General features: G+C 56.2%; 21 protein-coding genes. 11 read left to right on the top strand and 10 right to left on the bottom strand.

Annotated elements, in window-relative coordinates; translation table 11 throughout:
- Nucleotides 1-3: 3 nt before the first annotated feature.
- The 8 genes from panF to ACMGG5_RS03640 all read right to left on the bottom strand — a co-directional run bounded on the left by panF (nucleotide 4) and on the right by ACMGG5_RS03640 (nucleotide 6979).
- Nucleotides 4-1455, bottom strand: coding sequence for a sodium/pantothenate symporter (panF, locus tag ACMGG5_RS03675; protein ID WP_032650448.1), 1452 nt, complete (start codon nucleotides 1453-1455; stop codon nucleotides 4-6).
- On the bottom strand, nucleotides 1445-1687 hold the full coding sequence (locus tag ACMGG5_RS03670) for a YhdT family protein (protein ID WP_032650447.1): 243 nt from the start codon (nucleotides 1685-1687) through the stop codon (nucleotides 1445-1447). Before ACMGG5_RS03670 ends, panF begins: the two co-directional genes overlap by 11 nt.
- 108 nt (nucleotides 1688-1795) lie before the next feature.
- Complete coding sequence (accC, locus tag ACMGG5_RS03665; protein WP_024906319.1) at nucleotides 1796-3145, bottom strand: acetyl-CoA carboxylase biotin carboxylase subunit; 1350 nt, start codon at nucleotides 3143-3145, stop codon at nucleotides 1796-1798.
- Between the two features lie 10 nt (nucleotides 3146-3155).
- Nucleotides 3156-3617, bottom strand: a complete 462-nt coding sequence (accB, locus tag ACMGG5_RS03660; RefSeq protein ID WP_010436174.1) for an acetyl-CoA carboxylase biotin carboxyl carrier protein — start codon at nucleotides 3615-3617, stop codon at nucleotides 3156-3158.
- Nucleotides 3618-3638: 21 nt separating this feature from the next.
- On the bottom strand, nucleotides 3639-4091 hold the full coding sequence (aroQ, locus tag ACMGG5_RS03655; protein ID WP_024906320.1) for a type II 3-dehydroquinate dehydratase: 453 nt from the start codon (nucleotides 4089-4091) through the stop codon (nucleotides 3639-3641).
- Nucleotides 4092-4325: 234 nt separating this feature from the next.
- Entirely contained in the window at nucleotides 4326-4925 is a 600-nt protein-coding gene (gene msrQ / locus ACMGG5_RS03650) for a protein-methionine-sulfoxide reductase heme-binding subunit MsrQ (protein ID WP_420277531.1), read from the bottom strand.
- On the bottom strand, nucleotides 4926-5927 hold the full coding sequence (msrP, locus tag ACMGG5_RS03645) for a protein-methionine-sulfoxide reductase catalytic subunit MsrP (protein ID WP_023333641.1): 1002 nt from the start codon (nucleotides 5925-5927) through the stop codon (nucleotides 4926-4928).
- A 77-nt stretch (nucleotides 5928-6004) separates the two neighbouring features.
- Complete coding sequence (locus tag ACMGG5_RS03640; protein WP_407821338.1) at nucleotides 6005-6979, bottom strand: MDR family oxidoreductase; 975 nt, start codon at nucleotides 6977-6979, stop codon at nucleotides 6005-6007.
- Between the two features lie 182 nt (nucleotides 6980-7161).
- Between ACMGG5_RS03640 and csrD the strand changes: the two genes are divergently transcribed.
- The 8 genes from csrD (at nucleotide 7162) to tldD (ending at nucleotide 19432) form a co-directional block, all read left to right on the top strand.
- Nucleotides 7162-9102, top strand: coding sequence for an RNase E specificity factor CsrD (gene csrD, locus ACMGG5_RS03635; RefSeq protein WP_024906324.1), 1941 nt, complete (start codon nucleotides 7162-7164; stop codon nucleotides 9100-9102).
- A gap of 282 nt (nucleotides 9103-9384) precedes the next feature.
- The gene (mreB, locus tag ACMGG5_RS03630; protein WP_000913396.1) at nucleotides 9385-10428 is read left to right on the top strand and encodes a rod shape-determining protein MreB; all 1044 of its coding nucleotides are present in this window, start codon (nucleotides 9385-9387) and stop codon (nucleotides 10426-10428) included.
- A gap of 62 nt (nucleotides 10429-10490) precedes the next feature.
- Complete coding sequence (gene mreC, locus ACMGG5_RS03625) at nucleotides 10491-11507, top strand: rod shape-determining protein MreC (protein WP_023309400.1); 1017 nt, start codon at nucleotides 10491-10493, stop codon at nucleotides 11505-11507.
- Entirely contained in the window at nucleotides 11507-11995 is a 489-nt protein-coding gene (gene mreD, locus ACMGG5_RS03620) for a rod shape-determining protein MreD (RefSeq protein WP_023309399.1), read from the top strand. The genes mreC and mreD overlap by 1 nt, the downstream gene beginning before the upstream one ends.
- A 9-nt stretch (nucleotides 11996-12004) precedes the next feature.
- Nucleotides 12005-12598, top strand: a complete 594-nt coding sequence (locus ACMGG5_RS03615) for a Maf family protein (RefSeq protein WP_420277530.1) — start codon at nucleotides 12005-12007, stop codon at nucleotides 12596-12598.
- Nucleotides 12588-14057: a ribonuclease G gene (gene rng / locus ACMGG5_RS03610; RefSeq protein WP_032650437.1), complete on the top strand. Its 1470-nt coding sequence runs from the start codon at nucleotides 12588-12590 to the stop codon at nucleotides 14055-14057. Before ACMGG5_RS03615 ends, rng begins: the two co-directional genes overlap by 11 nt.
- Nucleotides 14058-14098: 41 nt before the next feature.
- Nucleotides 14099-17902 (top strand): AsmA2 domain-containing protein YhdP, encoded by a 3804-nt coding sequence (yhdP, locus tag ACMGG5_RS03605; RefSeq protein WP_420277529.1) that lies wholly within the window; start codon nucleotides 14099-14101, stop codon nucleotides 17900-17902.
- Nucleotides 17903-17986: 84 nt separating this feature from the next.
- On the top strand, nucleotides 17987-19432 hold the full coding sequence (gene tldD / locus ACMGG5_RS03600; protein WP_024906327.1) for a metalloprotease TldD: 1446 nt from the start codon (nucleotides 17987-17989) through the stop codon (nucleotides 19430-19432).
- Between the two features lie 46 nt (nucleotides 19433-19478).
- Here tldD and ACMGG5_RS03595 read toward each other — a convergent pair whose 3' ends face one another.
- Both ACMGG5_RS03595 and aaeR read right to left on the bottom strand, forming a co-directional pair.
- Nucleotides 19479-20093, bottom strand: coding sequence for a YagU family protein (locus ACMGG5_RS03595; protein ID WP_061716406.1), 615 nt, complete (start codon nucleotides 20091-20093; stop codon nucleotides 19479-19481).
- Nucleotides 20094-20312: 219 nt separating this feature from the next.
- On the bottom strand, nucleotides 20313-21239 hold the full coding sequence (gene aaeR / locus ACMGG5_RS03590; protein WP_023309395.1) for an HTH-type transcriptional activator AaeR: 927 nt from the start codon (nucleotides 21237-21239) through the stop codon (nucleotides 20313-20315).
- Between the two features lie 179 nt (nucleotides 21240-21418).
- On the opposite strand from aaeR, the gene aaeX reads away from it, so the two are divergent.
- The 3 genes from aaeX to aaeB are packed head-to-tail and all read left to right on the top strand — an operon-like array spanning nucleotide 21419 to nucleotide 24535.
- Nucleotides 21419-21622 (top strand): p-hydroxybenzoic acid efflux pump operon protein AaeX, encoded by a 204-nt coding sequence (aaeX, locus tag ACMGG5_RS03585; RefSeq protein ID WP_003860416.1) that lies wholly within the window; start codon nucleotides 21419-21421, stop codon nucleotides 21620-21622.
- A gap of 7 nt (nucleotides 21623-21629) precedes the next feature.
- Nucleotides 21630-22562, top strand: a complete 933-nt coding sequence (gene aaeA, locus ACMGG5_RS03580; RefSeq protein ID WP_032650427.1) for a p-hydroxybenzoic acid efflux pump subunit AaeA — start codon at nucleotides 21630-21632, stop codon at nucleotides 22560-22562.
- Nucleotides 22563-22567: 5 nt separating this feature from the next.
- On the top strand, nucleotides 22568-24535 hold the full coding sequence (gene aaeB / locus ACMGG5_RS03575) for a p-hydroxybenzoic acid efflux pump subunit AaeB (RefSeq protein ID WP_420277528.1): 1968 nt from the start codon (nucleotides 22568-22570) through the stop codon (nucleotides 24533-24535).
- Nucleotides 24536-24610 lie beyond the last annotated feature (75 nt).

Raw genomic sequence — 24610 nt, 5'->3', positions numbered from 1 at the left:
TCTTTATTTATCAGTAGAAATCATAGCGGGTTGTGGGACAGGCTGACCGAAACGGTTCCCCACCACAAACGCCAGTAAACTTAGCAGTAACGAAGGCACAATCGGATGGAAGCCCAGGTACTGAATCTTAAACGTTGCGAGGACGGCATACAGCACACCGCCGACGATCATGCCGCTCAGCGCGCCCGCCGCGTTTGCCCGCTCCCAGTAGAGCCCTAACACCAGCGGCCACAGGAATACCGCTTCCAGCCCACCAAATGCCAGCAGGTTCAGCCAGATGATCATCTCCGGCGGACGCCATGCGGCGAGCATCATCAGAATACCGAGCACCAGCGTGGTCCAGGTTGAGATGCGTTTCAGCTTCTGCTCATTATGCATTTTAGCCGGACGCGCGCTAAGCCACAGATCTTTGATAATGGTGGCGGAAGCCTGAAGCAGGTGCGCGTTAACGTTGGACATGATGGCCGCCATCGGTGCAGCAAGGAATAAACCTGCGGCCCACGGCGGCAGAACCTGCACCATCAGCGTTGGGATCACCTGATCCGGCACGGTCAGGTGAGGTAATACAGCTCGACCCAGCGCGCCCGCCAGATGCATGCCCAACATCAGAAGGGCGACAACGACGGTACCAATCACAATCCCGCGGTGAACGGCTTTGCTGTCTTTATAGGAGATACAGCGCACGGCGGTGTGCGGCAGACCGATAACCCCAAAGCAAACCAGCACCCAGAAGGAGGTCATAAACGCGGGCGTCAGGATATCGTCAGCACCATGAGGGCTGACCAGCTTAGGATCGATCTGTTCCAGCGTTTGCACTGCATTGTGTAACCCGCCGGCCGCGTAGATGACGCCAACCAGCAGCACAAGAGTACCTATCAGCATCACCATGCCCTGCATGGTGTCGTTCAGCACGCTGGCGCGGAAACCGCCAAACGCGGTGTACAGCGCAATCGTGATCCCGAAGATGAGCAGCCCGGTCTCGTACTTAATACCCGCCGCCGTTTCCAGCAGGCGCGCGCCGCCAATAAACTGAACGGCAATGGCGCCGACGAAGGCGACAATCAGGCTGATACTGGCAATCCAGACCACCGCGCGGCTCTGATAACGCGCCTGCAGCATGTCGTTCAGCGTAATGGCGTTATAGCGGCGAGCGAGTATGGCAAATTTTTTGCCCAGAATACCCAGTGACAGCCAAATCGTGGGCACCTGAATCATGGCCAGCAATACCCAGCCCAGGCCGTATTTGTATGCGGCTCCCGGCCCGCCAATGAACGAACTGGCGCTCACGTAGGTGGCGGTCAGCGTCATCGCCAGCACAAACCCGCCCATGGAACGGCTGCCGAGGAAATATTCGCTCAGGAACGATCCGGTACTGCGTTTGCGCATGGCATAGAAAGATAGGCCAAATACCACGATCAAATAGACAACCAGTACGGTGATGATTTCAGTTTGCATCACTGTCCTCCAGCGGGAAATCGCGGAAGATAAAGCGCACCATCAGCCAGCTGAGCAAAATAAAAATCAACGGTACCAGCAGACACGCCATTTCAAACCAGTGCGGCAGGCCGGTTATGCCGGATGCTGAATTCGGTAAGTAAGCAGTTACTAACCATGCGGCGAGATAGAGAAGGGTCAGCCACAGCGCCCAGCGCGCTTCTTTATGGGCCTGAACAAAACGTTTGTCCATTTTTTGTCCCTTGTGGATGAAGAAAGCGGGGATTGTACATGATGAGGCTTTCCAGGCCCCAGAAATAAAAAAGGCCGGATAATCCGGCCTTTTCGTGTGCGCGCAGTCTTACTTCTCGTTAAGACCGAGTTTCTTCTCGAGATAGTGGATGTTGGTTCCACCATTCTGGAAGTGCTCGTCGCTCATAATGCGCATCTGCAGATCAACGTTGGTTTTGATACCGTCGATGATCAGCTCCTGCAGGGCGTTCTTCATGCGGGCAATCGCCACGTCACGGTTTTCGCCGTAGCAGATGAGTTTACCGATCATTGAGTCATAGTACGGCGGTACGGTGTAACCTGCGTAGATATGAGATTCCCAACGCACGCCAAAGCCGCCCGGCGCGTGGAAACGCGTGATTTTACCCGGGCTTGGCAGGAAGGTGTTCGGGTCTTCGGCGTTGATACGACACTCGATCGCATGGCCTTTCACCACAACTTCTTCCTGCTTGATGGACAGCGGCTGACCGGCTGCGATACGCAGCTGTTCTTTGATCAGGTCAACGCCGGTGATCATTTCGGTAACCGGGTGTTCAACCTGAATACGGGTGTTCATTTCGATGAAATAGAACTCGCCGTTTTCGAACAGGAACTCAAAGGTACCCGCCCCGCGATAGCCGATATCGACACACGCTTTGGCGCAACGCTCGCCGATGTAGCGACGCAGTTCCGGGGTAATACCCGGTGCTGGCGCTTCTTCGACCACTTTCTGGTGACGACGCTGCATGGAGCAGTCACGCTCTGCCAGATAGATCGCGTTGCCCTGACCGTCAGCCAGCACCTGAATTTCGATGTGGCGTGGGTTTTCCAGGTATTTTTCCATGTATACCATGTCATTGCTGAAAGCGGCTTTCGCTTCAGCTTTGGTCATGGAGATGGACTGCGCCAGGTCAGCATCGCTGCGCACAACGCGCATACCGCGACCGCCGCCGCCGCCGGACGCCTTGATGATAACCGGGTAGCCAATGCGTTTAGCATGAGCACGGTTAGCATCCATGTCGTCGGTCAGAGGGCCGTCAGAGCCTGGTACGGTTGGCACACCGGCTTTTTTCATCGCGGTGATTGCAGACACTTTGTCGCCCATCAGGCGGATGGTGTCGGCTTTCGGGCCGATGAAGATGAAGCCAGAGCGTTCAACCTGCTCAGCAAAGTTGGCGTTCTCAGAGAGGAAGCCGTAACCCGGATGAATTGCCACCGCGCCGGTGATTTCAGCGGCGCTGATGATAGCCGGGATGTTCAGATAGCTTTTTACGGACGGAGCCGGGCCAATACAGACCGTCTCATCCGCCAGCAATACGTGTTTTAAATCGCGATCCGCGCTTGAGTGCACAGCGACGGTCTTGATGCCCAGTTCTTTACAGGCACGAAGAATACGCAGTGCGATCTCGCCGCGGTTGGCGATAACAATTTTATCCAGCATGTACGCCTCGTTACTCGATGACGACCAGCGGCTCGTCAAATTCAACCGGCTGACCACTTTCGACCAGAATCGCTTTCACAGTACCTGATTTGTCTGCTTCGATCTGGTTCATCATTTTCATCGCTTCAACGATGCACAGGGTATCGCCTACGTTGACTTTCTGACCCACTTCGATGAACGCCTTCGCGTCCGGGCTCGGGGTGCGGTAGAAAGTACCAACCATTGGGGAACGTACGATGTGACCACTGATTTCTGCTGCAGCGGCAGGTGCGGCTTCAGCTGCTGGCGCAACGGCTGCGGAGAGCGCAGGCTGCTGCACTGGCGCAGCATAAGCCTGCTGCATTACCGGGAAGCTAGCGGCTGGGGCTGCACGGCTGATGCGTACAGACTCTTCGCCTTCAGAAATTTCCAGTTCGGAGATGCCTGATTCTTCAACCAGCTCGATCAGTTTTTTAATCTTACGAATATCCATGAGTGGGTTCCGTACTCTTGTTTAGTGTGATTGTGACAAGCGTTTTACCGCTGTCTGTAAAGCGTATGAATAGCCGTCTGCGCCCAGTCCACAGATAACGCCAGCAGCGATATCTGACAGATATGAATGGTGACGGAACGGCTCTCGGGCGTGCACGTTACTCAGGTGGATCTCGATAAACGGGATACTCACCGCGAGCAGTGCGTCGCGGATAGCAACACTGGTGTGCGTAAACGCGGCCGGATTGATCAGGATATAGTCCACATTGTCTTTAGCCTGATGAATACGGTCGATGATTGCGTACTCCGCATTCGACTGAAAATGATCCAAATCCACATTCAGTGACGCTGCTTCCGTTCCCAGACGGTTAACAATTTCACTCAATGTCAGCGTGCCGTACTTCTCTGGCTCACGGGTTCCGAGCATGTTCAGGTTCGGTCCGTTCAAAACTAAGATATGGAACTTATCAGTCATTATGCCGCTATCTCCTGCGATTTTCGGGTAAAAAACAAAATATACCTTCGAAACGCAAATGTCACCTTTTCAGAGGCTTAAAACCGCTGTCAGGCGAACCAAGGTCGCACATTATAACGATTTCGTAGCATTTAGCAGCTAAATACTGGTCTTATCAGGGAAGATTATCAACCGCTATCCGAAAAAGATTTGCGGTTGACAGGGAATATGCGGGAAAACGCACAGTTTCGCGAACTATCGCAACCACTGGCGGAACTTCTTGTAACGCCATGCTAAAAGCGCCACGGCGGCCAGTGCGTACAGGACCGGCTGCGGGGAGAGGATCTTCACCGACCACAGGTAATGAATGGGGGCGAGGATCGCGACAAGATAGACGAAGTTGTGTAGCAGCTGCCAGCGCCTGCCCAGTTTTCGCTGCGCATATTGCGTGGAGGTCAGCGCTAACGCCAGTAAAATCACCCAGCTCACAATACCCAGCGTCAGATAAGGGCGTGTCACCAGTTCGCGGCCAAGCAGTGCCAGATTGTTAATTCCCAGTTCCAGCAGGGCATAGCTGGTGAGGTGCAGCGTCGCCCAGGCAAAACACCATATCCCTAACAGCCGACGGGTGCGTATCAATAGTGGCTGTTTAGCGTAGCGCGCCAGCGGCGAGACGAGCAAGGTGGCCAGTAAAAATTTCAGAGCCATCCGACCGGTAAAATGCTGGATATCCTTGGCCGGGTCTGCGCTAAAGAGCCCCTGGCTGGCGGCCCAGAACAGCCATATAAAAGGAAGTAACCCGGCCAGGTGCAGCAGCACTTTCAGCCAGGTAATCTGTTTTGCCGTTAAACGCACTCAGAAGTTCTCCCGTAAATTGAGGCCACGGTACAGCGAGGCCACTTCATCCGCATAGCCGTTAAACAGCAGCGTTGGCTGACGCTTCACGTCCAGCGCACCGCCGGAACCGATAAACCGCTCGGTTGCCTGCGACCAGCGCGGGTGATCCACATGCGGGTTCACGTTGGCGAAGAAGCCGTATTCGTTCGGAGCCGCCAGATTCCAGGTGGTGGGAGGACGCTCGCGGGTAAGCTTAATGCTGACGATGGACTTAATTCCTTTGAAACCGTATTTCCACGGTACGGTTAAACGAATGGGCGCGCCGTTCTGCGGCGGAAGCGCCTTGCCGTACACGCCAACGGTTAGCAGGGTAAGCGGGTGCATCGCCTCATCGAGACGTAGCCCTTCCACATACGGATACTCAAGCCCGCCGCCGATAAACCGGTCTTTTTGTCCTGGCATCTCGTCCGGCGCATAGCGCGTCTGGAAAGCGACATATTTTGCGTTGCTGGTGGGCTCAACCATCGCCAGCAGTTTATGCAGCGGGAAGCCGACCCAGGGCACCACCATCGACCAGGCCTCCACGCAGCGCATGCGATAGATACGCTCTTCGAGTGGGAAACGGGTGGTGAGATCGTGGTGGTCCAGCGTCAGGGGTTTTGCCACTTCGCCATCAATCTTCAGCGTCCACGGATCGGTTTTGAGGCTACCGGCGTTGGCGGCAGGATCGGCCTTGTCGAGACCAAATTCGTAGAAGTTGTTGTAGCCGGTGACTTTATCTTCTGGCGTCAGCGTCAGTTTATTTTGCCATTGGGCGGGTTTCGTAAAGGTGAGCGGGGCGCCGGAAGGAGCCTTCGGCCGATCGTTGCCTTTAAACCAGTCTAGCAGGTCGGCGTGTGCCGCCGGAGAGAGCGTCAGGGCTGTGGCGCTGATACCAAGCATTTTCAGGATCTGGCGGCGCTGTAACATAAAGACAGACTCGGACGTTACGTCGGCTTCCGTCAGTTTTCGGTTTTTCATGGCATCCTCCGTCATGCGTTTTCCTAAGCATGACGGAGGAGAGGGATTCGCGCGAATATGTCACGAAAATTTGAAGATTAGGCGATTTTTACCAGCGCACGACCGTGGAACTGGTTGTCCATGATCTTACTGGCGTATTCCGGCGCCTGGCTGAGGGTTATCTCCGTTGCGCTCTGGGTATAGAAAGATTCCGGCAGATCGCGCACCAGCCGTTCCCAGGCTTCATGGCGACGGGCCGGCGGGGTCATCACGGAATCCACACCCTGCAGGCGGACGTTACGCAAAATAAATGGCATCACGGTGGTGGGCAGGGCAAATCCGCCCGCCAGTCCGCAGGCTGCCACGCAGCCGCCGTAGTTCATCTGCGCCAGGACTTTTGCCAGCACTTTATCACCGACGGTATCCACCGCGCCTGCCCAGACCTGTTTTTCCAGTGGACGAGTTTCGGCGAATTCGTCACGGCTGAGAATGCGGCTGGCCCCGAGCTGGCGCAGGTAATCGTGGGTGCTTTCGCGGCCCGACACCGCCGCGACCTGATAGCCCAGCTTGTGCAGCAGCGTGACTGCAGTGCTGCCCACGCCGCCGCTGGCACCGGTGACGACAATTTCACCCGACTCAGGGCGGATGCCCGCCTCTTCCAGCGCCATCACGCACAGCATGGCGGTAAAGCCTGCCGTGCCGACAATCATCGCCTTGCGGCCATCCATGCCTTTCGGCATTGGCACCAGCCAGTCGCCCTTCACGCGCGCCTGCGTTGCCAGCCCGCCCCAGTGATTTTCACCCACCCCCCAGCCGGTGAGCAGCACCTGCTGGCCCACATGGAAACGCGGATCTTCGCTGGTATGAACCCGGCCAGCGAAATCAATCCCCGGCACCATAGGGAAATTTCGGATGATTTTACCCTTACCGGTAATCGCCAGCGCATCTTTATAATTTAAACTGGACCAGTCGATGTCGACGGTTACTTCGCCTTCCGGCAGGCGACTCTCTTCAACCGCCTGCACTGAGGCAAGCGTTTTGCCGTCCTGCTGTTCTAAGATCAAAGCCTGCATACGGGGTCCTCTCGACTCAGATGATTGGAAAATAATTTCTGAAGACTATACTCGCTCAGGGAAACGCAATGCCGATTTAACGCAATAAATTGCCAGATACACTCGATTTGGTAGTATGCCGCATTTGGAATGCAAGTTAGCGCTTACTCGCTACCCCATCAACCCACGGAGTAATCTCAAGGATGCGATTAACGACGAAGTTCTCGGCTTTTATCACCTTGCTGACGGGGCTTACCATTTTTGTCACGCTTATGGGCTGCTCCCTGAGCTTTTACACCGCCATTCAGGACAAGCTGGTTAACCGGGTACAGTCTGTTGCATCGGTGATTGATGCGCGTCTGCTGACGACGCCGCTACCGGCGCTCTCCAGTGAGCTCGATGAGTTGATGGTACCTGTTGATATCGTTCAGATCGACATTCTGCAGGGAAAGCATCGTGTTTTAAGCCACGAACGGCCGGGAAGCTATCGTCCCGCGGGCGTGGTGAGCCAGTATCGGGAAGTGACGGTGCATTCCCTGAAAAATCCGGGGATGACCATACACATGGTCTACCTCGATCCGATGGCGAGCTATTTTCGTTCAATGATGACCACCGCACCGCTCACCGTCGCCGTTGCGTTTATCGTCCTGCTGATCTTTCTCGCGGTCCGCTGGCTGCGCCGCCAGCTCTCCGGCCAGGAGCTGCTGGAGATGCGCTCCGTGCGGATCCTTAACGGTGAACGCGGTCCGCAGGTGCGTGGCTCGGTCCATGAGTGGCCGTCACGCGCCAGCAGCGCGCTGGATACGCTGCTCTCGGAAATCCAGTTTGCCAGCGACCAGCGCAGCCGAATGGATACGCTGATTCGCTCTTATGCCGCCCAGGATAATAAAACTGGCCTTAACAACCGTCTTTTCTTTGATAATCAGCTCGCGACGCTGCTCGACGATTCAGAAAAAGTGGGGACACACGGGGTGGTGATGATGATTCGCCTGCCCGATTTCGATCTCCTGCGCGATACCTGGGGACAGCGGGCTGCGGAAGAAAATCTCTTTACGCTGATCAACCTGCTCTCCACCTTTATTATGCGCTACCCGGGCGCGCTGCTGGCCCGCTATCACCGCAGCGACTTTGCCGTATTGTTGCCTCATCGTACGCTGAAAGAGTCGGAAAGCATCGCCAGCCAGCTGTTGAAGGCGGTGGATGCGCTGCCGCAGAGCAAAATGCTCGACAGGGACGATATGGTCCACATGGGGATCTGCGCCTGGCGTGGCGGACAATCCACAGAACAGGTGATGGAACATGCGGAAGCTGCCACCCGCAACGCCGTGTTGCAGGGGGCGAACGGATGGGCGGTTTACGATGACTCGCTGCCGGAAAAAGGGCGTGGTAATGTGCGCTGGCGTACTTTGATTGAGCAAATGCTTAGCCGCGGTGGACCACGTATTTATCAAAAACCCGCGGTCATGAAAAACGGCAACGTTCATCACCGTGAACTGATGTGTCGTATTTTTGACGGTTCGGAAGAGGTTATCTCGGCGGAATATCTGCCGATGGTCCTGCAATTTGGCCTGTCCGAAGAGTATGACCGCCAGCAAATTACCCGATTGATTCCGTTTTTATCTTTTTGGCCTGAAGAGAGCCTGGCATTACAGGTTACCGTTGAGTCATTAATACGCCCACGTTTTCAGCGCTGGCTTCGTGATACATTAATGCAATGCGAAAAATCGCAACGCAAACACATTATTTTTGAACTTGCTGAGGCCGATGTAGGTCAACACATCAGCCGGTTACGTCCGGTAGTACGTTTGATCAATGCGCTCGGTGCGCGTGTGGCGGTGACTCAGGCAGGTTTAACGCTGGTCAGTACCAACTGGATCAAGGAGCTGGATGTGGAGTTATTAAAGCTACATCCGGGGCTGGTAAGGAATATTGAGAAGCGTACGGAAAACCAGCTGCTGGTACAGAGTCTGGTAGAAGCATGCAAGGGAACGCGAACACAAGTATTTGCCACGGGCGTGCGCTCCAGAAGTGAATGGCAGATGTTAACAGAGCGCGGTGTGATGGGTGGTCAGGGGGATTTTTTTGCTGCCTCTCAACCGCTTGACACCAACGTGAAAAAATATTTGCAAAGATACTCTGTTTGACCTGCCGTTTACGCTGTTTTCACGTAGAATATCGCGCCTGTAGCTTTGAGTATGTCGAGCAAAAAGCCAGTGAACGACCTTTAACGGGTTACAAACGTCAGTGGGGAACGCTACTGTTTATTCAGCCCTGAGGGAGTCAGGGGATGATTTTGTAACATCAGGAAACGTACTGCACAAATTTTCACCGTTGCAGATGATTTTTGCGCCTTGTCGCTGCTGCGTGTGGTTGGTAAAGTAAGCGGATTTTGTTTTCCGCCCCAGCTTTCAGGATTATCCCTTAGTATGTTGAAAAAATTTCGTGGCATGTTTTCCAATGACCTGTCCATTGACCTGGGTACCGCGAATACCCTTATTTATGTAAAAGGACAAGGCATCGTATTGAATGAGCCTTCTGTTGTGGCCATTCGTCAGGATCGTGCAGGCTCGCCGAAAAGCGTGGCCGCAGTGGGTCATGACGCGAAGCAGATGCTGGGTCGTACCCCTGGCAACATCGCCGCCATTCGCCCAATGAAAGACGGCGTTATCGCCGACTTCTTCGTGACTGAAAAAATGCTTCAGCACTTCATCAAGCAGGTTCACAGCAACAGCTTCATGCGCCCAAGCCCGCGTGTTCTGGTGTGTGTGCCGGTTGGTGCAACCCAGGTAGAGCGTCGCGCAATCCGTGAATCTGCCCAGGGCGCAGGTGCGCGTGAAGTGTTCCTGATTGAAGAGCCAATGGCGGCGGCCATCGGTGCTGGTCTGCCTGTGTCTGAAGCGACCGGTTCCATGGTGGTGGATATCGGTGGTGGTACCACTGAAGTGGCCGTTATCTCTCTGAACGGCGTGGTGTACTCCTCTTCCGTACGTATCGGTGGTGACCGCTTCGACGAAGCCATCATTAATTATGTACGCCGTAACTACGGCTCTCTGATCGGTGAAGCCACCGCAGAGCGTATCAAACACGAAATCGGCTCTGCGTATCCGGGCGATGAAGTGCGTGAGATCGAAGTACGTGGCCGTAACCTGGCTGAAGGTGTGCCACGCGGTTTCACCCTGAACTCCAACGAAATTCTGGAAGCACTGCAGGAACCACTGACGGGTATCGTGAGCGCGGTAATGGTCGCGCTGGAACAGTGCCCACCAGAGCTGGCGTCCGATATCTCCGAGCGCGGTATGGTTCTGACCGGTGGTGGTGCGCTGCTGCGTAACCTCGACCGCCTGTTAATGGAAGAGACAGGTATTCCTGTCGTAGTTGCAGAAGATCCACTGACTTGCGTCGCCCGTGGTGGTGGCAAGGCGCTGGAAATGATCGACATGCACGGCGGCGATTTGTTCAGCGAAGAGTAGTCGAGTTTGAGAGGGTAGCAATTTGCTACCCTTTCTCTCTGACGCGAGAATACGCATAGCCTATGAAGCCAATTTTTAGCCGTGGCCCATCGCTACAGTTTCGCCTCATTCTGGCGGTTCTGGTTGCGCTTGGGGTCATTATTGCCGATAGCCGCCTCGGTACGTTCAGCCAGATCAGAACGTACATGGATACCGCCGTCAGTCCTTTCTACTTTGTTTCAAATGGTCCCCGTGAACTGCTCGACTCCGTTTCTCAAACGCTGTCTTCGCGCGACCAACTCGAACTCGAAAACCGGGCATTACGTCAGGAACTGTTGCTGAAAAACAGCGAACTGCTGATGCTGGGGCAATACAAGCAGGAAAACGCGCGTCTGCGTGAACTGCTCGGCTCGCCGCTGCGTCAGGATGAGCAGAAAATGGTCACGCAGGTGATCTCCACCGTGAACGACCCCTACAGCGATCAGGTTGTGATCGACAAAGGGAGCGTGAACGGGGTGTATGAAGGTCAGCCTGTTATCAGTGATAAAGGCGTCGTGGGCCAGGTGGTTGCCGTGGCCAAGCTGACCAGCCGCGTGCTGCTGATTTGCGATGCCACGCATGCGCTGCCGATCCAGGTCCTGCGTAACGACATCCGCGTGATTGCGGCCGGTAATGGCTGTACGGACGACCTGCAGCTGGAACACCTGCCGGCTAACACGGATATCCGCGTGGGTGACGTTCTGGTGACCTCCGGTCTGGGCGGACGCTTCCCTGAGGGCTATCCGGTTGCGGTGGTTTCTTCAGTGAAGCTGGATACGCAGCGTGCCTATACCGTAATTCAGGCGCGTCCAACCGCCGGTTTGCAGCGTCTGCGCTATCTGCTGCTGCTGTGGGGCGCCGATCGTAACGGTGCTAACCCGATGACGCCTGAAGAGGTGCATCGCGTAGCAAATGAGCGCCTGATGCAGATGATGCCGCAGGTTCTCCCGCCTGCGGATTCCATGGGGCCACCTGCGCCAGTCCCGGCGCCGGCAACCGGGTTAACGCAGCCGCTGCCGGATGCGCCGCCACCGCCTAAACTCTCTTCGGGAGGGCAGTAGTGGCAAGCTATCGTAGCCAGGGACGCTGGGTCATCTGGCTCTCGTTTCTCATTGCACTGTTGCTGCAAGTGATGCCCTGGCCGGATGACATTCTCGTTTTCCGGCCAAACTGGGTATTGCTCATTTTGCTCTACTGGATCCTTGCCCTGCCGCATCGCGTAAATGTCGGCACAGGTTTCGTGATGGGTGCCATACTGGATCTCATTAGCGGCTCTACGCTTGGCGTGCGCGCCTTGTCCATGAGCATTATTGCGTACCTCGTCGCACTCAAATTCCAGCTCTTCCGTAACCTTGCGCTCTGGCAACAGGCCCTGGTGGTGATGCTATTGTCGCTCGCTGCGGATATCGTTGTTTTCTGGGCAGAGTTTTTAGTGATCAACGTCTCTTTCCGACCGGAAGTGTTCTGGAGTAGTGTAGTAAACGGTGTGCTCTGGCCATGGTTATTCCTGCTGATGCGTAAGGTTCGCCAGCAGTTTGCTGTGCAATAAAAGGTTTCTATGACGTCTTTGTATCTCGCTTCCGGCTCCCCGCGCCGTCAGGAACTCCTGACGCAGCTAGGGGTCTCTTTTGAACGCATCGTGACCGGCATTGAAGAAAAACGTGCTGAGGGCGAAAGCGCGCAACAGTACGTGTCTCGCCTGGCGCGTGAGAAAGCGCAGGCGGGCGTGGCCAGTGTGCCATGCGATCTCCCCGTGCTGGGAGCAGATACCATCGTTATTCTGAACGGTGAAGTGCTTGAGAAACCGCGCGACGCCGATCATGCGGTGCGCATGCTGCGCAAACTGTCCGGACATACGCATCAGGTGATGACGGCCGTCGCGCTGGCTGACAGCCAGCATGTGCTGGATTGCCTGGTGGTGACAGAAGTGACGTTCAGAGTGCTTACCGACGACGACATCGCCGCTTATATTGCCAGCGGTGAACCAATGGATAAGGCAGGTGCATACGGTATTCAGGGGCTGGGTGGCTGTTTTGTCAGGAAGATTCATGGCAGCTATCACGCCGTAGTCGGCTTACCGCTGGTGGAAACGTATGAGTTGCTGAGCAATTTTAACTCACTGCGTGAGGGAAGGGATAATTATGACGGCTGAATTGTTGGTAAACGTAACGCCATCGGAAACCCGTGTGGCCTATATTGATGGTGGCATTCTTCAGGAAATTCATATTGAGCGTGAAGCGCGGCGCGGAATAGTAGGCAATATCTACAAAGGTCGTGTCAGTCGTGTACTACCGGGTATGCAGGCGGCTTTTGTAGATATTGGACTGGATAAGGCGGCATTTTTACATGCCTCCGATATCATGCCGCACACCGAGTGCGTCGCGGGCGAAGAGCAAAAGCAGTTTGCCGTGCGCGACATTTCCGAACTGGTGCGTCAGGGACAGGATCTGATGGTGCAGGTGGTGAAAGATCCCCTCGGTACCAAAGGCGCCCGTCTGACCACCGACATCACCTTACCTTCCCGCTATCTGGTCTTTATGCCCGGCGCGTCGCACGTGGGCGTTTCGCAGCGTATTGAGAGCGAAAGCGAGCGCGAGCGTCTGAAAAAAGTGGTCAGCGCCTACTGCGATGAGCAGGGCGGGTTCATCATCCGTACCGCCGCAGAGGGGATCAGCGAGGAAGACCTGGCGTCGGATGCGGCATACCTGAAGCGCGTCTGGACCAAAGTGATGGAGCGTAAAAAACGCAACCAGACCCGCTACCAGCTCTACGGTGAACTGGCGCTTGCACAACGCGTTCTGCGTGACTTTGCTGATGCGCAGCTCGACCGCATTCGCGTGGACTCGCGCCTGACCTATGAAGCGCTGCTGGAATTTACCGCCGAATATATCCCCGAGATGCCTGGCCTGCTGGAGCATTATTCAGGGCGTCAGCCGATCTTCGATCTCTATGATGTCGAAAACGAGATCCAGCGTGCGCTGGAGCGTAAGGTTGAACTGAAGTCAGGCGGCTATCTGATCATCGATCAGACCGAAGCGATGACCACCGTCGATATTAACACCGGCGCGTTTGTCGGCCATCGCAATCTCGATGACACCATCTTCAACACCAACATCGAAGCCACGCAGGCGATTGCGCGCCAGCTTCGTCTGCGCAATCTGGGCGGCATTATCATCATCGACTTCATCGATATGAGTAATGAAGACCATCGTCGCCGCGTGCTGCACTCGCTTGAGCAGGCGTTGAGTAAAGATCGCGTGAAAACCAGCATCAACGGCTTCTCACAGCTGGGGCTGGTGGAAATGACGCGTAAGCGTACCCGCGAGAGCGTGGAGCATGTGCTGTGTAATGAATGCCCGACCTGCCATGGACGCGGAACGGTAAAGACGGTTGAGACCGTCTGCTACGAAATTATGCGTGAAATTGTGCGTGTGCATCATGCCTACGACTCCGACCGTTTTCTGGTCTATGCTTCCCCTGCGGTGGCTGAAGCGCTGAAAGGCGAAGAGTCACACGCGCTGGCGGAAGTGGAAATCTTTGTCGGCAAACAGGTAAAAGTACAAATTGAACCGCTCTATAACCAGGAGCAGTTTGACGTCGTGATGATGTAAGCGCAGTACGCTGCGTGACGAATGCTGACAAGGAGAGATGCGTGAGGCGATTGCCGGGGATTTTATTGCTTACAGGGGCAACGCTGGTCGTGATTGTCGCGTTGCTCGTGAGCGGGCTACGCCTCGTATTGCCGCATCTGGACAGCTGGCGTCCGCAGCTGCTGGCGAAAATCGAATCCACCACCGGCGTGCCGGTGAACGTCAGTCAGGTCAGCGCTAACTGGCAAAATTTTGGCCCGACGCTCGATGTCCGGGATATCAACGCCCGCCTGAAAGATGGCGGTTATCTGAAAATCAAACGCGTGACCCTGGCGCTGGACGTCTGGCAAAGCCTGCTGCATCTGCGCTGGCAGTTTCGCGATCTCACCTTTTATCAACTCCAGTTCCTGACCAATACGCCGCTGTCCGGTAGCGATAGCGGTCAGGGGCTTGAAGCCAACCGCTTCAGCGATCTTTTCCTCCGCCAGTTCGATCATTTCGATCTGCGTGACAGCGAAGTGAGCTTTATTACTCTTTCCGGCCAGCGCGCCGAGCTGGCGATCCCGCAGCTGACCTGGCTCAACGGTAAGGATCGGCACCGCGCCGAGGGGCAGGTCAATCTCTCAAGCCTGAACGGCCAGCACGGCGTGATGCAGGTGCGCATGGATCTGCGCGACGATGACGGCCTGTTAAATAACGGCAAAGTCTGGCTGCAGGCCGACGATGTGGACGTCAAGCCGTGGCTGGGCGACTGGCTCCAGCAAAATATGCAGCTGGAAACGGCCCGCTTCAGTCTTGAAGGCTGGCTGACCCTGACGAAAGGCGAATTTGCCAGCGGTGATATCTGGCTCAAGCAGGGGGGCGCGAGCTGGAAAGGCGAAAAACAACAGCATCAGCTTTCCGTCGATAACCTCACCGCACACGTAACGCAGGAGAAAGAGGGCTGGCAGTTTGCCATTCCCGATACGCGCATCACGATGGACGGCAAGCCGTGGCCGCGCGGTGCGCTGACGCTGGCCTGGATGCCGGAGCAGGACGTTGGCGGCACGGCCAGTAAACGCAGCGACGAGCTGCGCATCCGTGCCAGCAACCTGGATTTGGCCGCCATTGAAGGGCTGCGCTCGATGGCGGCAAAGCTCTCTCCCGATCTCGGCGAGATCTGGCTGGCAACGCAGCCGAGCGGGAAGATAGACGCTCTGGCGCTGGATATCCCGCTCCAGGCGACGGAAAAAACCCGCTTCCAGGCAACGTGGAAAGATCTTGCCTGGAAGCAGTGGAAGCTGCTGCCGGGTGCAGAGCACTTTAGCGGCAAGCTGGAAGGCAGCGTGGAAAACGGCAGGCTGACGGTTGATATGCACGACGCCAAAATGCCTTACGAGACGGTCTTCCGCGCGCCGCTAGAAATCAAACAGGGCAGCGCGGTGCTTAACTGGCTCCGTAACGACAAGGGTTTCCAGCTTGATGGACGCCATATCGATGTGAAAGCCAAAGCGGTGCACGCGCGCGGCGATTTCCGCTATCTGCAGCCTGAAGGGGATGAGCCGTGGCTGGGTATTCTCGCCGGGATCAGCACCGATGATGGCTCTCAGGCCTGGCGCTACTTCCCGGAAAACCTGATGGGAAAAGCGCTGGTAGACTATCTCAGCGGGGCGATTCAGGGCGGTCAGGCGGACAATGCCACGCTGGTCTACGGCGGAAATCCGCATCTTTTCCCGTATAAACATAATGAAGGCCAGTTCCAGGTGCTGGTGCCGCTGCATAACGCCACCTTCGCGTTCCAGCCGGGCTGGCCCGCGCTGAAAAACCTGGATATCGAACTTAATTTCCTCAATGACGGCCTGTGGATGAAGTCCGACAGCGTGGCGCTGGGCGGCGTGACGGCCAGTAACCTGACGGCCAACATTCCGGACTACTCAAAAGAGAAGCTGCTGATTGATGCCGACATCAACGGTCCCGGCAAGGCGGTCGGACCGTACTTTGAGGAGACGCCGCTGAAAGAGTCGCTGGCCGCGACGCTTCAACAGCTGCAGCTTGATGGCGATGTGAATGCTCGCTTACATCTTGATATCCCGCTGGACGGCAAGATGACCACCGCCAAAGGCGACGTCCGTCTGAAGAACAACAGTCTGTTCATCAAACCCCTTGAGAGCACGCTGAAAAATCTCAGCGGGCAGTTCAGCTTTGAGAACGGTAACCTGAAGAGCGAGCCGCTTACGGCCAGCTGGTTTAATCAGCCCGTTAATATTGACTTCACGACGACCGAGGGTGAAAAGGCCTATCAGGTAGCCGTCAATCTGGACGGTAACTGGCAACCATCACGTATGGACGTCCTGCCGAAGCCCATTGAGGCGTCAGTGGAGGGGGCGGTTGCCTGGCAGGGTAAAGTGGCAATCGACCTGCCTTATCACGCGGGTGCCCAGTATAAGGTCGACATCACGGGCGATCTGAAAAACCTTCAGAGCCAGCTGCCTGCGCCGCTGGATAAACAGGCCGGACAGCCGTTGCCGGTAAAGCTGAACGTCGATGGCAACCTGAACAGCTTCGCGCTGACCGGCAGCGCGGGTGGGACAAACCACTTCAACAGCCGCTGGCTGCTTAACCGCAAACTCACCCTCGACAAAGCCATTTGGACAACGGATAGCCGCTCCACGCCGCCGCTGCCGGAGCAGACGGGCATTGAGCTGAACCTCCCGCCGATGGACGGTGCTGAGTGGCTGGCGCTGTTCCAGAAAGGCGTTGGGCAAAACGTTGATGAAACCGCCCAGTTCCCGCAAACCATTACCGTACGTACGCCGTCGCTGATGCTGGGCGGGCAGCAGTGGAACAACCTGAGCATTGTCTCGCAGCCTGGCGCTAACGGCACGAAGGTGGAGGCCCAGGGCAGAGAGATCAACGGTACGCTGACCATGCGCAATCACGCGCCGTGGCAGGCGGCGATCCGCTACCTCTACTACAACCCGGCAAGCGCCGCGAGCGGGAAAGACAAACCGGCAGAGACGTCGCCGCTGAGTCATACCTCCCGCGTCGATTTTAGCGGCTGGCCCGATCTCCAGCTGCGCTGTGCGGATTGCTGGCTGTGGGGGCAGAAATATGGCCGCATCGACGGTGATTTTGCCATCCAGGGAAACACGCTTACGCTCTCCGGCGGCCTGGTTGATACCGGATTTGGCCGCATGACGGCCGCAGGGGAATGGGTGAATAACCCGGGCGAGCAGCGGACGTCCCTGAAGGGCGACATTAAAGGCAACAAACTGGATGCGGCAGCCAGTTTCTTTGGTATCAGCACGCCGCTGCGCGGCTCGTCATTTGATGTCGATTACGATCTTCACTGGCGCGACGCACCGTGGAAGCCGGATGAGGCCTCGCTTAACGGCATTCTGAAAACCCACTTCGGCAAAGGTGAGATCGCCGACGTAAGCACGGGGCGTGCCGGACAGATCCTGCGCCTGCTGAGTTTTGACGCGCTGCTGCGCAAGCTGCGCTTCGATTTCAGTGATACCTTCAACGAAGGTTTCTACTACGATTCCATCCGCAGTACGGCGTGGATCAAGGACGGCGTTCTGCACACGGACGACACGCTGGTGGATGGCCTTGAAGCGGATATCGCCATGAAAGGCTCCGTTAACCTCGTGCGTCGCGAACTGGATATGGAAGCCGTCGTGGCACCGGAAATTTCCGCGAGCGTGGGTGTGGCGGCAGCTTTCGTGGTGAACCCGATTGTTGGTGCGGCGGTGTTTGCCGCCAGTAAAGTGCTGGGGCCACTCTGGAGCAAGGTCTCCATTCTGCGCTACCGCATTACCGGTCCGGTAGATAAACCGCAGATTAACGAGGTGCTGCGCCAGCCGCGCAAAGATGCACAGCAATGATTTGACGTGGGCAGGTAATTGCCTCACTCTCAATAAATACGATCTTTATACCGCCACGGGCGGCAACGAACGAGTAGCAATACGATGAGTCTGAACCTGGTAAGTGAACATTTGCTCGCAGCGAACGGCCTGAGCCATCAGGACCTGTTCTCCATTCTTGGTCAACTGACCGAACGCCGTCTCGACTACGGCGACCTTTATTTCCAGTCGAGCTATCACGAATCCTGGGTTTTAGAAGACAGCATCATCAAAGATGGCTCCTACAACATCGACCAGGGCGTCGGCGTCCGTGCCGTCAGCGGCGAGAAAACCGGTTTTGCCTATGCCGATCAGATTAGCCTCACCGCACTTGAGCAGAGCGCGCAGGCCGCGCGTACCATTGTGCGTGATACCGGCGATGGTCGCGTGAAAACCCTCGGAGAAGTGCAGCACTCTGCGCTCTATACCAGCATCGATCCGCTGCAGAGCATGAGCCGTGAAGAGAAGCTGGATATCCTGCGTCGCGTGGACAAAGTCGCCCGCGCGGCGGACAAACGCGTGCAGGAAGTTTCAGCCAGCCTGAGCGGTGTGTATGAACTGATTCTGGTGGCGGCAACGGACGGCACCCTGGCGGCAGATGTTCGCCCGCTGGTGCGTCTCTCCATCAGCGTGCAGGTTGATGAGGACGGCAAACGCGAGCGCGGCTCAAGCGGCGGCGGCGGTCGTTTCGGCTATGACTGGTTCCTGGGCGACGTTGACGGTGAAGCGCGCGCTGACGCGTGGGCAAAAGAAGCCGTGCGTATGGCGCTGGTGAATCTGAATGCCGTCGCGGCGCCGGCGGGCTCATTCCCGGTGGTGCTGGGTGCCGGCTGGCCGGGCGTATTGTTGCATGAGGCGGTAGGCCACGGCCTGGAAGGCGACTTTAACCGTCGCGGGACGTCCGTGTTCAGTGGACAGATCGGGCAGCTTGTCTCCTCGGAGCTGTGCACCGTGGTGGATGACGGCACCATGCGCGATCGCCGTGGCTCGGTGGCTATCGACGATGAAGGTACGCCAGGCCAGTACAATGTGCTGATCGAAAACGGCGTGCTGAAAGGCTACATGCAGGACAAACTCAACGCGCGCCTGATGGGTGTTGCGCCGACGGGCAACGGACGCCGTGAATCTTACGCGCATCTGCCGATGCCGCGCATGACCAACACTTACATGCTGCCGGGCAAATCCACGCCGCAGGAGATTATCGAATCCGTTGATTACGGTATCTTTGCGCCAAACTTTGGCGGCGGCCAGGTGGACATCACCTCCGGTAAGTTTGTCTTCTCTACTTCAGAAGCGTACTTGATCGAGAAGGGCAAAGTAACCAAAGCGGTGAAAGGTGCAACGCTGATTGGCTCCGGTATTGAAGCCATGCAGCAGATCTCGATGGTTGGTAACGATCTGAAGCTGGATAACGGCGTGGGCGTCTGCGGTAAAGAGGGCCAGAGCCTGCCGGTTGGCGTGGGCCAGCCAACGCTGAAAGTGGACAACCTAACGGTGGGCGGTACAGCCTGACCTGACTCCTTCATAAAAAAGGCGCTACATCAGTAGCGCCTTTTTTTTAGCGTAATTGACCCAGCGGTATCTCCGGATCCGGCTCGTGCGTGATGCGGTTACGTAAATCACGACGAATGATTTCGATCGACCAGAACCAGACCAGATGGCCCACGATCTCTGACACGTGTTCATACCACGGCAGCTCAAACAGCGGTGGCGTCAGCCCCATCAGCGGGAAGGAGATCATATGCACAAAGAGCTGAGCTAACGCACCCGCCAGCAAACCCTGCCAGAGTTTAATTTTCGGGAAGACTTCAGCAACGACACAATACCCGACAGCGAAGACGATTGAGAAAATAATATGCGTCACGCCGACCCAGTTAAATATATGTCCGGCAAATGTATAAACCGCTGCGTTAGGATCAACAACACCCAGCCAGTCACGTAAAAATACATAGGGAGGGTTTAAAAAATTACGTGAACAGTCAATCTGGCTTGCGGCTCTTATTAATTGCTCAGGCCCGCATGCGCCGGTAAATAAATCGGTGGGGCTGCGTGGCGGAAGCGGCACCTCGGCTCCCCATTTGACAAACGCGGAGACAATCCCTGCAATTAAACCGACGAATGCGGCGAGCCCATAGCGCCTGCGTGAAGGCGGTGTTTGTTCAAATAGATTCATTTCTTTTCCTTGTTTAATGTCATCCTGCGGAATACATTTTATTATTCATATCAGCAACAAATTAATAACAGTCTGAACAGCAGACTGTTTATAAAGTAAAGGGCGCGCGGCGGCAGTGTCAATTAGCTATTCCTGATAGTGGCGAAGGAATATTCCAGAATGCAGAGGGGTTTTATCCTGGAAATATTCATCGCTCATATACTTTCAGGGATAAATCGATTATTCCTTCCTTCTTCCCCGCATCCCCTGAAACAGCTCCGCCACGTCCACAAAATACTCGGTCAGATAGTTAATACACACCTGTACCTTGAGCGGGAGTTTGTCTTTTTCGGTATACAGGGCGTACACCGGGCGCGGATCGGACTGGTAGCGTGGGAAGAGGATCTCCAGCACGCCGCTGTTGATCTCGTTGATCACCCACATCAGCGGCACGTAGGCGATCCCGGCGCCGGCCACCAGCCAGCGCGAAATGGTCATCGGATCGTTAGTGACAAAACGCCCTTCCGGCAGCAGTCGGGTGGAGATCCCTTCCGGGGCGATCAGCTCAAATTCATTGTCGGGCCGCACGCTGTACTCCAGCCATGAGTGGTTAGTGAGGTCGGCGGGTTTCTCCGGCACACCGTACTGCGCCAGATAGCTTTTCGATGCACAGACCACCATCGGCATGCTGCCCAGCCGACGCGAGAACAGGCTGGAATCCTGCAGCGCGCCGACGCGGATCACCACGTCCAGCCCGTCGGCAATCAGATCCGGCGCCGGGATACCCGTCACCAGATTGACGGTAAGCCCGGGGTACTCTTTCAGCATATCCGCGGTCATGGCAGCGAGAACATTTTGTGCCATAGTTGAAGAACACCCGATGCGCAGCGTGCCGATGGGGGTGTTGTTGAAGGCATAAAGCTGTTCGTGAACATCCTGCACTTCAAGCAGCATGCGGCGACAGCCCTGATAGTAAATTTTACCCGCTTCCGTCAGCCCAATGCTGCGGGTGCTGCGGTTGAGCAGCTTGACCTGAAGCTCATCTTCCAGTTTGGACACCGTCTGGCTGATGGATGAGACGCTCATCTGAAGCTGGCGTGCAGCGGCGGTAAAGGAGCCCAGTTCAACCACTTTGGCGAAGACCGACATGCGTTTTAAACGTTCCATTGTTCACTCTGGCTTAAAAGTGATTTAGATCACATATTATAGATAACAGCATAACAGTTACGTTAATATATTATTTATTACATAACGGCTGCGCCATTCTCGCCCGGCGTTTCTTGCTCTCCTGCGATGGCGTGCGCTAAAAAATTCTGAAGCCTGCACTCTCTCTAATCAAGGTCAACATGAGTCTGTTTCCCGTTATCGTGGTGTTCGGTCTGTCGTTCCCACCGATATTTTTCGAGCTTCTTTTATCACTGGCGATCTTCTGGCTGGTGCGCAAGGTGCTGGTCCCTACCGGGATCTACGATTTCGTCTGGCACCCTGCATTGTTCAATACCGCGCTGTATTGCTGCCTGTTCTACCTGATATCGCGCATGTTTGTCTGAGGTTGATGTGAAAACGCTAACAAGAAAAATCTCCCGCACTGCCATCACTACGGCGCTGGTTATCCTCGCCTTCATCGCTATTTTCCGCGCCTGGGTCTATTACACCGAATCACCGTGGACGCGTGATGCACGCTTCAGCGCCGATGTGGTGGCCATCGCCCCTGACGTGGCCGGTCTTATCACGGCGGTCAACGTCCACGACAACCAGCTGGTGAAGAAAGATCAGGTCCTGTTCACCATCGACCAGCCTCGTTACCAGAAAGCGCTGGAAGAGGCGGAAGCGGACGTGGCCTATTACCAGGCGCTGGCTGCGGAGAAACGCCGCGAGGCTGGCCGCCGCAATCAGCTGGGCGTTCAGGCAATGTCCCGTGAAGAGATTGACCAGTCCAACAACGTGCTGCAGACCGTGCTCCACCAGCTGGCGAAAGCGCAGGCAACGCGCGATCTGGCGAAGCTCGATCTGGAGCGCACCGTGATCCGTGCGCCGTCGGATGGCTGGGTGACCAACCTGAACGTCTACGCCGGGGAATTCATTACCCGCGGCTCAACCGCCGTGGCGCTGGTTAAACAGAACTCCTTCTACGTGCTCGCCTATATGGAAGAGACCAAGCTGGAGGGTGTACGTCCAGGGTATCGCGCGGAGATCACGCCGCTGGGCAGCAATCGCGTCTTTAAAGGCACCGTCGACAGCGTCGCCGCAGGGGTGACTAACTCCAGCAGCTCTAACGATGCTAAAGGGATGGCGACGGTAGATTCCAACCTCGAGTGGGTGCGTCTGGCCCAGCGCGTGCCGGTGCGCATCCACCTGGACGAGCAGCAGGGAAATCTGTGGCCTGCGGGTACCACGGCGACGGTGGTGATTACCGGTGAAAAAGATCGGGATGCCAGCCAGGACTCGTTCTTCCGTAAAATCGCCCACCGTCTGCGCGAGTTTGGTTAATCGCTATGGGCATCTTTTCCATCGCCAGCCAACACATTCGCTTCGCCGTGAAGCTGGCGTGTGCCATTGTGCTGGCGCTGTTTGTTGGCTTTCACTTCCAGCTTGAAACCCCTCGCTGGGCGGTGCTGACGGCTGCGATTGTCGCGGCGGGCCCGGCCTTTGCTGCGGGTGGGGAACCCTATTCAGGCGCGATCCGCTATCGCGGGATGTTGCGTATCATCGGGACGTTTATCGGCTGTTTCGCGGCGCTCACCATTATTATTCTGATGATCCGCACGCCGCTGCTGATGCTGATGGTCTGCTGTATCTGGGCGGGCTTTTGCACCTGGATCTCGTCTCTGGTGAAAGTGGAGAACTCCTACGCCTGGGGGCTGGCGGGCTATACCGCGCTGATTATTGTCATTACCATTCAGTCTGAACCGCTGCTCGCCCCACAGTTTGCGGTGGAGCGCTGCAGCGAGATTGTGATTGGTATTGTCAGTGCAATCGTCGCTGACCTGCTGTTCTCCCCGCGCTCCATCAAGCAGGAAGTCGACCTTGAGCTTGACGCGCTGATGGTTGCCCAGTACCAGCTGATGCAGCTCTGCATTAAGCACGGCGACAGCGAAGAGGTGGATAAAGCCTGGAGCGGGCTGGTACGTCGTACGCAGGCGCTGGAAGGGATGCGCAGCAACCTTAATATGGAGTCCTCGCGCTGGGCTCGCGCGAATCGTCGCCTGAAAGCCCTCAACACCGTCTCTCTGACGCTGATTACCCAGGCATGTGAAACCTATTTGATTCAGAACACCCGGCCGAAAGCTGTCACCGATACGTTCCGCGAACTGTTTGCCGAGCCGGTGGAAACCGTGCAGGACGTGCACAAGCAGCTTAAGCGCATACGTCGGGTGATTGCCTGGACAGGGGAGCGCGACACGCCGGTGACGATCTACACCTGGGTCGGCGCCGCGACGCGCTATCTGCTGCTGAAGCGCGGCGTGATCGGGAATACCAAAATCAGCGCGGCGGAAGAAGAGGTGCTGCAGGGCGAAGTGGTGATCAAGGCGGAATCCGCCGAGCGCCATCACGCCATGGTCAACTTCTGGCGTACCACGCTGGCCTGTATGCTCGGCACGCTGTTCTGGCTGTGGACGGGCTGGACGTCCGGCAGCGGCGCGATGGTGATGATTGCCGTCGTGACCGCACTGGCGATGCGTCTGCCTAACCCGCGAATGGTCGCCATTGATTTCCTCTACGGCACCATTGCCGCCCTGCCGATAGGCGCGCTCTATTTTCTGGTCATCATCCCGTCTACCCAGCAGAGCATGCTGCTGCTCTGTATTAGTCTGGCGGTAATGGCGTTCTTTATCGGCATTGAAGTACAAAAGCGGCGCCTGGGATCGCTGGGGGCGCTGGCAAGTACGATTAACATCATCGTGCTCGATAACCCGATGACCTTCCATTTCAGCCAGTTCCTCGACAGCGCGTTAGGTCAGCTGGTGGGCTGTTTCCTGGCCATGATGGTGATACTTCTGGTTCGGGATAACTCGCAGGCAAGAACGGGCCGCGTGCTGCTGAACCAGTTCGTGTCGGCTGCCGTATCGTCGATGACAACCAATACCGCGCGCCGTAAAGAGAACCACCTGCCCGCGCTCTACCAGCAGCTGTTTTTACTGCTGAACAAGTTCCCGGGCGATATCGCAAAGTTCCGCCTGGCGTTAACCATGATCATCGCGCACCAGCGTCTGCGTAACGCGCCGGTGCCGATCAACGACGATCTGTCGGCCTGGCACCGCCAGCTGCGTCGTACCGCCGATCACGTGCTTTCTGCCAGCAGCGATGACAAACGACGTCGTTACTTTACGCAGCTGCTTGAAGAGCTCGATATCTACCAGGAGAAGCTAAAGCACTGGGAAGCACCGCCTCAGGTGACCGAGCCGGTAGGACGGCTGGTGTTTATGCTGCATCGCTACCAGAATGCCCTCACGGATAACTGACTGAAGTAAAAAAACCGACGCCAAAAGCGTCGGTTTTTTTGTGGCTATACTTATTCCAGCACGTTCTTACATTTC

The sequence above is a fragment of the Enterobacter sp. BNK-34 genome, from assembly GCF_048684445.1.
Taxonomy (GTDB): Bacteria; Pseudomonadota; Gammaproteobacteria; order Enterobacterales; family Enterobacteriaceae; genus Enterobacter; species Enterobacter pseudoroggenkampii.
The sequence above is the reverse complement of the archived record's forward strand: the minus strand, read 5'-3'. Positions and strand labels throughout refer to the sequence as shown.